At 42.0% G+C, this 12865-nt stretch carries 9 protein-coding genes and 1 pseudogene; 2 read left to right on the forward strand and 8 right to left on the reverse strand.

Annotation, left to right across the window (positions count from 1 at the left end; all coding sequences use genetic code 11):
- Positions 1–109: 109 nt before the first annotated feature.
- Complete coding sequence (locus tag ACYRY3_RS17825; protein WP_460202955.1) at positions 110–1006, reverse strand: SDH family Clp fold serine proteinase; 897 nt, start codon at positions 1004–1006, stop codon at positions 110–112.
- Positions 1007–1207: 201 nt separating this feature from the next.
- Entirely contained in the window at positions 1208–3175 is a 1968-nt protein-coding gene (locus ACYRY3_RS17830) for a protein kinase domain-containing protein (protein WP_460202956.1), read from the reverse strand.
- Between the two features lie 492 nt (positions 3176–3667).
- Between ACYRY3_RS17830 and ACYRY3_RS17835 the strand changes: the two genes are divergently transcribed.
- Positions 3668–4582 carry a c-type heme family protein gene (locus tag ACYRY3_RS17835; RefSeq protein ID WP_460202957.1) on the forward strand — a complete coding sequence of 305 codons (915 nt, stop codon included), beginning with the start codon at positions 3668–3670 and terminating at the stop codon, positions 4580–4582.
- 104 nt (positions 4583–4686) lie between these two features.
- Here ACYRY3_RS17835 and ACYRY3_RS17840 read toward each other — a convergent pair whose 3' ends face one another.
- The 4 genes and pseudogenes from ACYRY3_RS17840 to radA all read right to left on the reverse strand — a co-directional run.
- The gene (locus ACYRY3_RS17840) at positions 4687–5958 is read right to left on the reverse strand and encodes a protein kinase domain-containing protein (protein WP_460202958.1); all 1272 of its coding nucleotides are present in this window, start codon (positions 5956–5958) and stop codon (positions 4687–4689) included.
- Between the two features lie 311 nt (positions 5959–6269).
- Positions 6270–7163 (reverse strand): phosphate/phosphite/phosphonate ABC transporter substrate-binding protein, encoded by an 894-nt coding sequence (locus ACYRY3_RS17845; protein WP_460202959.1) that lies wholly within the window; start codon positions 7161–7163, stop codon positions 6270–6272.
- A gap of 105 nt (positions 7164–7268) precedes the next feature.
- Complete coding sequence (locus tag ACYRY3_RS17850) at positions 7269–7997, reverse strand: Uma2 family endonuclease (RefSeq protein ID WP_460203030.1); 729 nt, start codon at positions 7995–7997, stop codon at positions 7269–7271.
- Between the two features lie 44 nt (positions 7998–8041).
- Positions 8042–9256: pseudogene (gene radA / locus ACYRY3_RS17855) on the reverse strand (DNA repair protein RadA); the annotation flags it as partial.
- Between the two features lie 197 nt (positions 9257–9453).
- Here radA and ACYRY3_RS17860 point away from each other — a divergent pair.
- On the forward strand, positions 9454–10707 hold the full coding sequence (locus ACYRY3_RS17860; RefSeq protein WP_460203031.1) for a COR domain-containing protein: 1254 nt from the start codon (positions 9454–9456) through the stop codon (positions 10705–10707).
- 139 nt (positions 10708–10846) lie between these two features.
- On the opposite strand, the gene ACYRY3_RS17865 is transcribed toward ACYRY3_RS17860, so the two are convergent.
- Both ACYRY3_RS17865 and ACYRY3_RS17870 read right to left on the reverse strand, forming a co-directional pair.
- The gene (locus tag ACYRY3_RS17865; protein WP_460202960.1) at positions 10847–11008 is read right to left on the reverse strand and encodes a hypothetical protein; all 162 of its coding nucleotides are present in this window, start codon (positions 11006–11008) and stop codon (positions 10847–10849) included.
- Between the two features lie 154 nt (positions 11009–11162).
- Entirely contained in the window at positions 11163–12749 is a 1587-nt protein-coding gene (locus ACYRY3_RS17870; protein WP_460202961.1) for an alkaline phosphatase D family protein, read from the reverse strand.
- Positions 12750–12865 lie beyond the last annotated feature (116 nt).

A 12865-nucleotide genomic window follows, 5' to 3' on the forward strand; every position in this document is an offset into this window, starting at 1 on the left:
GACATAACGTCGTGAGAATTGAGGTGATTTTCACGACGTTATTGGTGGGCTTTCAAACTTCCCACTATTTCTTGTAAAAGAGTTCTTTTTACTTTTTACTTTCTACTTTTTAAGTCTGGCTTGGAGCTGGTTCTTCTAAGGGTCTACCCTTAGGAGACGGTAGAATTGGGCGACCATTATCATAGGGCATGGGGATATACTGAACACTTGGACGCCCCCCTTGTGGTTGAGGATACAGATCCATGAGATCGTAAATAACACGGGGAAGCCCGACAGTTATGGGCAGCCCCATCTCTGTTGCTTCCTCAACCGTGATTGGGTAATCGTGAGTGACACGCCCAGTTGTCAGTGCATCAACAATATTTTCAATGTTTTCTGGCTTGACTTTCTCTTTAGGAGTAGTATCTTTTAGCAGAGTCCGCACAAAGCGCTGTACTTGGTTGATGGCTTTGCGCGAGAGGTCAGCCATAATTAAGGTTTGGTCGTCAACGTCACCAATTGGTTTGTGTTCAACAACTTTAATGATGCTGGCGGCTGGGAAGTTACCAAGTTGGGGGTCTACTGGTCCAAGTACGGCGTTGGCGTCCATCACAATTTCATCAGCTGCTAGAGCAAGCATTGTACCGCCACTCATAGCATAATGGGGTACAAAGACAGTTACCTTTGAGGGATGGCGAATTAATGCTCTGGCAATTTGTTCTGTCGCTAGAACCAAGCCTCCGGGAGTGTGTAAAATCAAGTCAATTGGCACTTCTGGTGGAGTCAGGCGAATTGCTCGCAGAATTTGTTCTGAGTCTTCGATAGTGATGTAGCGTGATACGGGAATTCCCAAAAAGCTAATAGATTCTTGCCGATGAATGAGCAATATGACTCGGCTTTTACGTTGCTGCTGAAATTCCTGGAGGGCGCGGACGCGACGGTACTCTATCTGACGTTTCTGCCATATAGGTTGCAGAGAAGAAAGAAGGAGAAAAATCCAGAATAAATCACCTATACCGAAGCCCATAGGATTGATTGTAAAAAACTAAGGGTTACCGTCCTTATTGTCACAATTTTTGGAAATTTCCTGGTCTATCTGGAGAGTTAGAAGACTCGAACCGCAGAGGACATCAAGCTGGCGGTACATTGTAAAGCCAATTACATTCCGTGCTTTACAAATGACAAATAACAAATGACCAACGACAAAGGACAAAGGACACAAAACATCTTAGCCTTGCCGCCAAAGTTTAATAGTGTCGTCATCGCTACCACTTACTATAGTCCTGCCATCAGGGCTGAAGGCAACGGATCTGACATAGCTGGTATGACCTGAAAGAGTGGCAATTTCAGTACCTGTACTGACTTGCCAGATTTTTATAGTGTTATCCCAACTAGCACTGGCTAAAAGTTGACCGTTGGGGCTAAAGGTCACTGACCAAACCGAATTAGAATGACCTATAAAAGTTGTTATTTCTTTGCTTGTGTTAATGTGCCAAAGCTTAATTGTGCTGTCAGCACAACCACTAGCTATAAGTTGACCATCAGGGCTAAAAGCGACGGCATTGACAAAAAAGGAATGCCTTGTGAAAGTAAATATTTCTCTACCGGTACTGACTTGCCAAAGTTTGATCGAACAATCCGCACTACCGCTGACCAAAAGTTGACCGTCTGGGCTAAAGGCAATTGACCAGACTGAGTCGGTATGTCCTCTGAAAACGCGGACTTCTAAGGGTGTACTTGCCAGCCACAGCCTAATGGTGCCATCAGCACCGCCACTTGCTAGCATTCGCCCGAATCCCTGTTTATAAGAGGGATTTAAAGGGCTGGGACTAAAAGCAACAGAATTTACCCAACTGGCATGACCGCTGAATGTGCGAACCTCTTTGCCCGTACTTATGTCCCACAATTTGATTGTTTCATCCGAACTCCCACTTACAAGGAACCGCCCATCAGGGCTGAAGGCAACGGCGTTGACTATATTGCAATGACCGGAAAACCAACGACCTAAAGTACGTACTAGTTTTCCAGTACTCATTTGCCACAATTTTACTGTGTTGTCATGGCTTCCACTCGCGATCGCCTGACCATCCGGGCTAATGGCAACGGTATGAACCATACTGGAATGACCGATCAGAGTCCGTATGCACTGCCATTGCAAAGAGGTTTCTGAGGAGGAACCACTGCGTTGCAATAGGGAGTCAGGAAGGAGATTGCCTGTACTTGGGACTTCGGGGGGTTTACCCTGTTGTGGTAAGTTGTTTTGGGGGCTGGGGTATGGGGGGTAAGAAGCACGTCCACCCGTATGGGATTGGGGCATGGGGGGTTGTGCTTGAGGAATAGTTCCTATCACCTGTGTGGGAGGAACTTCCTCATCTCCACAAGGCAATAATTCAAGCCATTCCTGTACGGATTGGGGGCGGTGATACGGCTGTAAATCCATTCCCCGTAAAATTGCTTGGTTAACCTGATTACTAATATTGGGATTATAATTTTGTGGTGAGACTAACGGGATATTATGGCGTCTGTCATCAGCGGTTCTGGGTACTATGCCCGTTAACATATTATACAAAGTAGCGGCTAGAGCATAGACATCAATATACTCTCCCCGTGGTGCTTCCAATTCATATTGTTCGGGAGGAGCAAATCCAGGAGTACGGTAAACTGTGTGCCTTTGGACAACATTGGGGATAAACTCTCGAGCAATACCAAAATCGATCAGTACTGCTTCCAACTTACAATCCCGAATCATAATATTGCGTGGTTTAATGTCTCTATGCAACAAACCTTTGCTATGAATAACTTTTAAAGCATCACCGATTTGTCGAACATACAATAGTGCTTCGGTTTCTGATAATATTCCCTGGCGTCGGACTCGGCTAGCCAAATCTTCCCCCTCTATGTACTCCATCACCATGCAAGGTAAATTATCTTCATCGAAAATATTTTCTATTTGGACTACATGAGGATGGCGGCATACGGCAAGCCGAACCGTTTCATCGCGAAAATCTTGCTTCAATTTTATTTGGTGAGGTTTCCAGGCAGAATTGTTAAGGATTTCTTCTCTCAGAGTTTTAATAACCCGCAGTTCTTCCTGTTCATTTCTAGCGAGGTAGGTAATCCCAATTCCTCCTTCACCTAGTTTTCTTTCAATAATGTATCGTCCCCCAAACAACCGTTGTCCTGGATTCCAGACCATTGGTAATAATTGTTAAATTCTGTATTTATTCTGCCACATTTGAGAAATTGAGATTGAGTAGGGTAAATAAGATCTATTCTTACCTTTATCTACAACGCTCGAGCAAAATAAAAGGAAGGAAAGGCACTCGGGTAATAACAAACAGTTTACTGACCCTCTATGGCTGCCCTCTTTACCAATTCTTTAAAAACTAGCAGATAGCAGAAAATAAGTAGGTCAACATAAATAACGTCAAACACAGTTGTAAGGGCGTGGCGGACTTGCACCCCTACCTATGTACTTCATTTACCAGGAAAATCCTGTAACAAAGAACTACTTAAATGGCTAACTTTATTCGTCCCGACCTGCTTAATTTAGTTGCTCAACTGAGTACTTAAAGATTTAATTAATAAATAAAAGTCAATGCTCATAACAATCTCAGTATAAATCAGTATAAAATTAAAGCTGATAATTATTGTATCTACATATCAGTGAATTGGATGAGTGATGATAATGCTTAAAAATTTAAAATTAAAACAAAAATTTACAATCTTACTTATTGTTATCCTTGTTACAGGCGTAAGTCTCAGTGGCATTGTTCTTTCGACAATATTGGGACGAAATGCTAGGGATGAAATTACCTCCACTGCTTTATCCCTTATTGATACTATCAGTTCTGTACGCGAGTATACAATTACTCAAATTACTCCGGAACTCACGGATGAATTAACAGAGAGATTTTTACCGCAAACTGTAGCAGCTTATTCAGCGAGAGAAGTCTTTGAAATTTTGCGGAAAAAAGCAGAGTATCGTGACTTCTTCTATAAAGAAGCAACACTTAATCCTACCAATCTTCGGGATAAAGCTGACGGTTTTGAAACTCAACTTGTAGAGAGCTTTAGAAAAGACAAAAGTTTAAAACAGAAAAGTGGATTTCGATCGCTCCCTGGTGGAGATGTATTTTATATTGCTCGTCCGCTTGCTGTTTCTAAAGAAAGTTGTCTTGTTTGCCACGGCGCACCCGAAGCTGCCCCTAAAACTATGATTGAACGTTATGGCGCGGTGAGCGGATTTCATTGGCATTTGAATGAAATTGTAGCTGCTCAAATAGTTTCATTGCCAGCTAGTAAAGTGATTGAGAAAGCCAATCAGTCTCTCCTCCTCATGGTAGGGCTTGTTTCTACTGTTTTTTTGGCTGTTATTTTTATAGTCAATTTGTTTTTAAATAAGGAAGTTATTCTGCCTCTCAAGCGCATAACCCGTGTTGCAGAAGAAGTCAGCACCGGGCATATGGATGTTGACTTTGAGCAGGTAAGTAATGATGAGATTGGCAATCTTGCCAAGGCATTCAAACGGATGAAGCTAAGTTTAGATATGGCGATGAAAAGAATCAAACGTACTCATGGGAATACGGGTAGTTTTTCATAGGTTGGGCTGGGGAACGAAACCCAACATTTAAAGTGAAATGGTATTCTTGGTTAGTGGTTAGTAGAACAACAACTAACTACTATCTACTAACTTTTTTTAAACAATTATGAAAATAAGCGTTGTCTAAACTCAAAAGCCGCTTGTGTATCGGAAATTTCCCTAGCTAAAAGTTCCACAAATTGATAGGGTGAGGCGTAAGCGTTTTCATCTAGCGTCTCTTCTACTATAAAACTTGCCATCGGGCCAATATAATATGCCAGTTCTTGCCGACAACGCTCCAGAAACTCTAAACTTAGTGAGGATTGTGGTTGATAGGAAGGGGTTTGTGGCTGAGGAGATGAGAATTGTTGCTGAATTTCAAAAGGTTGCTGGTTGGGGTATGAACTAGGATTAGCTTCTGGATACTGGTTGTGAAATTGCCGATTTGTTGTTCCGGGCAAAAATTCATAATTGACAATAGTAGGTGGCAAATTAGGGTTCTGCCGTTCTGATAGCAATCGAGTTTTTCCAATATTTGCTAAATCCGTCAGGACTTCCTTTGAGTTTTGATACCTTTGTTTTGGAGTATCTGCCAATAATTTATGAAGTACTTGAGCAAACGTATGGCTAATATTGATAAATTGATGCCACCGCCACTCCAAAGAATACTGATCCATTAAAAAGGCAGGATCTTTTCCTGTTAACAAGACAATTGCGGTGACGCCTAAAGCATAAAGGTCACTGCTAGGAGAACACATTCCCAAGCTAATCTGTTCGCGGGGAGCATATCCTACTTTACCAACAAGCGACATTTTGCCAACAAATGTCATATGACTAGATCTCGTGGCTTCATTCAAATCGGCTATCTGCTTTCCTACTCCAAAATCAATCAGTACTGGCAAATCCTTACCTTGAGGCAACATTATGTTATCAGGAGAAATATCTCTGTGGATAATATTATGTGCATGGATATAATCTAGAACGGGCAGTAGGTATTTAAGCCACTGTACAACTTCATCTTCCGAAAAAGCTTGTCCTAATTGTTGCCGTTCTCGTAGAAGTGCTGAGTATGTTTTACCGTTAACATATTCCTGTACTAGGAACAGCCGACTATCACCTTCAAAACAAGCTAAAAAACGGGGAATTTGAGGATGTTCTAGCTGATGGAGAATTTTTGCTTCTCTTTTGAACAAATTACGGCATTGTTCCAGTGAACTCTCTCCCGAACCACTGGGTGCAAACTCTTTGAGAACACACGGTTCATTAAAGCGACGGGTATCAAAGGCTAGATAAGTTCTTCCCAATCCCCCCTGTCCTAAGAGCCTTTGTATAATGTAGCGGTTATCTATAAAAGTTCCAGATGGTATTTCTGGTCTAATTAGGGGGGACTGAGACATATTAAACACACTCCTACCTATCCTTACTATAATTTTTATAGAAATAATTTGATAATCTAACAATTAGAAATCGTAACAGGTAGAAACTGTTACTAACTAGAAAGCTTGAGTTCTAAAAGGCAAAGCCACAGCCATAGCCTTTGTTTTCTTAACTAAAGTTAGTTATAAAATATACTCTTCAAGCATAACAATGCATCCTTACAAATCTAAATTTTTTGAGAATCTAATAGTTAATCCGTTGATTTCTCAAAAAATACGCAAATTATTTATTAAGTTTTATGAAGTCATAGAAATTGAGTGTTTTACTGTAGTTACTCTGATTTTGCAGACTCAGGATTCAGTAGGACAACAGGTGTTTGCTCGAGCTGAGCCTCAAGAGGTTTAACTTTTTCCACTAATTTAATAAACTGCTCGTATTTAGGTATTTTAGCAGCAGGAACATAACCTGCGTCAGATATTATATATCCTGGAGCTTGCTCCATTGCTTTTTGAATCTGTTGCTGCCGATTGCGCTCTACAGTAGGTGCTAGCAGTACAACTGGTGAAGGAATCCATCGGCTAGTGTGTAAAATTCTAAACTTAGTTGTACTAAATTGTCGTTGGTAAAGCTCAAAATCTTGCTCAGACATTGCACCAGCATCTACACTATCTTCATTGAGCCACTCAAGTACAGTTTTAGGAGTCGGGGCAAAACGGATGTCAGCAAGAGTTAATCCATACAAATCATAAAGAGGAACATAGTAACCCGCAGCAGAACCTACGTGTCCCAGAGCAACGGTTTTATTTGTCAGGTCTGCTATGTTTCTGATAGGTTTATCGTCTCGAACCACTAATATGGAACGCTGCCTACCGTTAGCTCCTTCCATTGAAAATAAAGGAATGTATTGTCCTTTGCTCATGGCAATGGCTGCTAAACCAGGAGGTGCAAATACAATTTCCCAGTTTTGGCGTTGAATTTGCTCAAAAGCTTGCAATTCGTTATAAGCGGGTTCCAATTCTACAATTGACTGAGTTTGTGCTGCCAGATAATTTTTGAATTGCTCGTACTTCTCTAAGGAAACTGCTTGCTCTCCATAGCTGACTACTCCTACTGTGAGTCTCTCTGAACTCAAAGTTTCTTTGGTTGAACCGCATCCTACTCCCAGTAGACTCACAAGCACACTTAACTGGATGAGTAGAAAATGCCGCCAGATAATAGTTTTCATAAAGATTGACAAAAAAATAGACTTTACCTTGGGATGTCTTGAAGATCGCTAACAGACTCTGGCAATAGCTATAATTTTACCCCTCCCTAACCCTCCCCCTTGAAATCAAAGGTCTGGTTCTATCCCCGCTGCTCTTAACTGTGCTGCAAGTCGTTCAGCACGTTGCCGTTCTTGTTCAGCACGTTGCCGTTCTTGTTCGGCTAATTCAGAACCCCAAAGCAGCATTTGTCCTTGTCCATCCCACCAGCGCAACCAATAACCTGTACGATTTCCACGGGTTCCTTGCCAAATACCAAGATAGAGATTCATTTCTGGTATGTGGTAACGGTTATTTTCGTCAGGTTCTTGCAGTGCATATCGTCCTGCGTCATCCAAGCGATAAACTTCTAGTCTGCCTGTATCTGGTTCAAAGATGATGTAGTTCAGTACTTTTAAGATACGCTCGTAGAAAAACCATTTCCCCGGTGGATAAGTTGGTTTAATAGAATACTCCGTACCATCCGTGTCTGAGATAAACTCCATGACAACAACAGGTAAATCTCCCTGCAACTTTGGTGTGTAACTCCGCTTCACCTCTTCTCGCGTTACAGAGATATTAGGTATATATGTCCAATCCGGAGCTTTGAGGGCAATTTTCTCGTTTACGGTGGCACAGATACCGTAATTAGTGGGAGTTAGAGCATTTTCAGGTAGTTTGCCGTTAATTTCTAAACTTTCGGTTAAAGCTGCAGCAAGGGGAGGTTGGTTAATGTTATCCACAGGGTCATCCGGCAGTACATAGTCATCTGGTAATTTTTGCCAAGTAATTTTGTCTTGGTTGGCAATGGCTATCATGATAGGTTGTCCTCTAAATTTTTTTGGTGTTGGTAGTAAATTTTTCACTCCTCATCATCGGGTGCCAAGTCAGCTTCTGTTAACCCCTGTTGCGGTATTGCTGCAATAATCGCATCTATTACCTTTGACACTGGTAATATCTCAATATCATAATTGGGGTATTTTTGTCCTTTAGGGACGATCGCTCGTTTAAATCCTAGTTTTGCTGCTTCTTTTAACCTGAGTTCCATCTGCGATACTGGGCGGACTTGTCCTCCTAACCCAACTTCCCCAATAAGTACAGTACGGGGGTCAACAATGCGATCGCGAAAACTCGCAACGATTGCTATTGCTATACCCAGATCCACTGCTGGTTCTTCCACGTTCAACCCGCCTGCGGAAGCAACGTATGAATCTAATTTCGACATGGGAATCCCTACCCGTTTTTCCAGCACCGCTAGAATTTGTACTAAACGGTTATAATCTATACCTGTACCTGCGCGACGAGGAGAAGGGTAGCTCGTAGGACTTACCAAAGCTTGTAGCTCAACAACAATCGGGCGTGTTCCTTCGCAAGCGACAACCAAGGCAGTACCGGGAGCAGGGTCATCGCGATTTCCCAAAAATAGCTCTGAAGGATTTGGGACTTCTCTGAGCCCGTTGTCTACCATTTCAAAGATACCGATTTCGTGTGTTGCCCCAAAGCGGTTTTTTACTGTTCGTAATAATCGATGGGATGCAAATCGATCGCCCTCAAAATACAAGACCGTATCTACTAAATGTTCCAACACTTTTGGTCCGGCGATCGCTCCTTCTTTGGTGACGTGCCCCACTATTAACATTGTGATATCCTCGTGCTTTGCCACCTTCATCAAAGCTGCGGTACACTCACGTACCTGAGCAACAGAACCGGGTGCAGAAGTTAGAGCGGGAAAGAACACCGTTTGAATACTGTCAATAATTGCCACATTTGGTCTCAGGGAGTCCATCTCCTTCAAAATTTCTTCCAAATCTGTTTCTGGCAAAACATACAAATCTGCTCCCAGCGCTTCTGACGATGCTGGTTCTTTAGGAGTTACTTCTTTTGCTACTTCCCCATTCCCATTCCCATTTTCATCTTTTACTAAACTTAAAGAGTTTGTCACTCCCAAACGAGAGGCTCTCAATTTTACCTGTTGTCCTGATTCTTCCCCAGAAACATATAAAATCCGGTATCTCTGCGCTAATTCACTAGATACTTGCAGCAGCAGTGTTGATTTTCCAAGTCCTGGATCGCCACCATCTGATTGTTAAAAATGAAAAACAAGACCGTCTGTGCGAAGTCAATGAACGCTCATTGCGAGGAGAATTCACCAATCTGGAAAAAGTTTTAGCAACTAACTTAGCCACAAATCGCGGTTTAGCAGAGATTAAAGACGCTATTGAGCAATATATCAGCAGGCTCCCCCATGTTGGAGACCCTTTACCAAAACTCTGGGTGAGAGTTAGAGCCGCTTTAGAAAACTATTCCCGTAATTACATTAGCTTCTACGAATACGAGAACCTTTGCCGAATGAATCATTTAACTGACCGTAAAGATATGCTATTACTGAGTCGTTATCTGCACGACCTCGGCGTTTTCCTGCACTTCCAAGACGATCCTATACTTAGAAATTACGTCATTCTAAAACCAGAATGGGGTACAGCAGCTGTTTATAAAGTGTTAGACAATGAAAAAATCACGAAAAATTTAGGATGTTTTACTCAGGATGAGCTTAAAAATATCTGGAGCGATAACGAATACGCTGATATGCGGGATGAACTGCTGCAACTCATGATGCGCTTCAAGCTTTGCTATCCAATTCCCAATCATCCCGGTAAATATATTGCACCTCAATTACTAGATATCAACCAACCTGACTACAGGGAAAATTGGGACGAGACAAATAACTTAATTTTACGCTATAAATATGAGTTCATGCCCAAAGGTATTCTTACCCGCTTCATTGTTGAAACACATCCTTGGATTGAAGAACAAAAACTTGTTTGGAGAAGCGGAGTTGTTCTTAATAAAGACCAAACCCGTGCCGAAGTCATCGAACACTACAATCAAAAAGAAATAAAAATTCGTGTCGTGGGTAACCACAAGAAAGAATTGCTGGCTGTTGTCACTCACGAGCTCGAAAAAATTCATCAGTCTTTTGAACGTTTGCAGTATGCCACTCTTGTTCCTTGCAATTGCACTGAATGTGAAGGAAGTCAAGAACCTCATTTCTACACTCTAGACAACTTGAAAAAGCGTTGGAAAGCTGGTCGTTATCAAATTGAGTGCGATAAGAGCTATAAAATGGTTGATGTCCGCAGACTAATTGATGATGTCAATTTGCAACCGATGGGATCGAAACAGGAACTAAACCGCCAATCTGTACAATTACAACAGGAACTGTCTCAGGAGAGAGATAAGTCATTCCAAAATCAAAAAGTAACTCACCAACATCGCAAAAAAGTACACTCTGCTTTCATCAATGCTTTTCCCAATCGTTCATCACTTGAGCAATTTTTAGATTACGAGCTAGATAAAAACTTAACCCAAATCACTCAAGAAAGCAATCTAGATACAATTGTCTTTGAGTTAATACGAACAGCGAACTCTCAGGGATGGCTTTTAGACCTAGTTCGTACTGCATCTGAATCAAATCCTGGAAACTCAGAGTTAAAAGCTATTGCTCAAGAATTTTTGAGTGGGTTGTAATTTGACTGAATTTCGAGTTGACGGTCTTCCACGCTAAAAAGAAGCAAGGTGGCAGTAGGTTGGGTTTGGTTCCTTCAATCTAATTTTGCGATCGCTGAGGTGTTTGAAGCATAATTGATGGTTTGTTGGGTTTCGTTCCTCAACCCAACCTACGCAATCTGATTGTGCGATCGCTGAGGTGTTTGAAATAAAATTGATGGTTTGTTGGGTTTCGTTCCTCAACCCAACCTACGCAATCTGATTGTGCGATCGCTGAGGTGTTTGAAGCATAATTGATGGTTTGTTGGGTTTCGTTCCTCAACCCAACCTACGTTCATCCTTCATCCTTCATACTTTAAATGTTGGGTTTCGTTTCTCAACCCAACCTACGTTCATCCTTGATACTTGAAATGTTGGGTTTCGTGACTCAACCCAACCTACATTCATCCTTCATCCTTTATACTTCATACTTTTCTTTACTTTTCTGGCTGCAAATCTACACTGTAGAGATTTTTGCCTTCCAAGTTAACAAATCCGACTGTCATCACTTCTGTATTACCGTCAATTTTGACAGTACCAAAGAATTGAAAGCCATCGCTTGGGGGTCGATTTGCTCTCAAATCAGTGGGTATGCTGAGAAATTTCAACTGTGGACCAAAAGTATTGTCCAACCTGTTAGGACCAAATGTACCTGAGTTGATAGGACCTGCAACAAATTCCCAGAAGGGTTTGAAGTCGGTAAACTGTGCTTGGTTGGGGTCGTAATAGTGGGCTGCTGAGTAGTGTACGTCTGCGGTTAACCACACGACGTTTTTGATGTTGTTGCGTTGGATAAATCGCAGTAATTCGGCAAGTTCGAGTTCGCGCCCCAAAGCCGGACCATCTCCATTAGCTAGGTTTTCAAAGTTAGTAGGACCATCTGGAACTACCAATCCAATGGGCATATCACTTGCTATAATTTTCCAGGTTGCTGTCGATCGCCGCAATCGATTTTTCAACCACCGTATTTGGCCACTGCCTAGAAATTCCGTTTCTGCACTTCGTTCTGTTTGGTTATTGGGTGTGTTTGGTCCCCGATAGCTGCGCTTGTCAATCATAAAAATGTCCAGCGATGGACCATAATTGAAGGAGCGATAGATTCTGCTTGGGTCTTTACTATTAATGTCTATAGGGAAATATTCTAAGAAAGCTTGATTTGCCCGCTTTGCCAACAAGGAAACGTCTTTGACTGTGTAGCGGTTATCATCAAGAATCTCACCGGGATACCAGTTGTTAGTCGTCTCGTGGTCATCCCACTGGGCTAGTATGGGTACCTCCGCATTGAAGCGACGGACGTTTTCATCCAGCAAATTATAAATGTAGTTACCGCGAAACTCGTCTAAGGTTTCTGCAACTTTTGACTTTGCCTCTGTCGTAATATTCTTCCAGATGCTGCCATCATCCAACCTAACTTCTGCTTGGATGGGATTATCAGCATAAATAGTATCTCCAGAATGAATAAAAAAGTCTGGATTGAGGCTTCGGATTGTTTCGTAAATCTTCATACCGCCAAACTCGGGATTGATACCCCATCCTTGACCGGCAGTATCTCCCGACCATGCAAAAAAGATATCTTGTTTGTATGCAGGAGGAGTTCGGAAAGAACCGATCGCAGGTTCGCTATATTTACTCGTATCATCTAAATCTTGGAAAATGACCCGGTAGAATATCTTTTGAGCTGATGGCAGGTTCTTAAGATAAACCTTTGCTGTATAGTCGCTAACTTCTAAGGCATTTGGTCCGGTAACGCGTTGTGCATTGCGGAGAGTTTCATCAAGGCTATATTCCACAATCAGCTTGGCAGGCTTGTCACTGCGACTCCAGATGACTGCCCTATTGCCACTGATATCGCCACTAGCTACACCATAAGGTATGGTGGGACGGTTAGATTTGATGATGGCAGGTGCTTGACCAAAAACTTGTGATTTTGATAGAACATTTGTGGCAATGATTCCACCGCTTGTAATAGCTGAACGTATTAAGAACTGGCGGCGGTTGAGCTTTTGTGGAGAATTTGAGTTCATAAGAATTTGGTTAGAATGCTACCTGAAATTCAACAGAAATGAAGCACGAATATACAGCAAATATGAAGTATGAAGGATAAAGGCTGAAGGATGAAATTTGAATTGAGCTACAAAAA

Source organism: Scytonema sp. NUACC21, assembly GCF_054684315.1.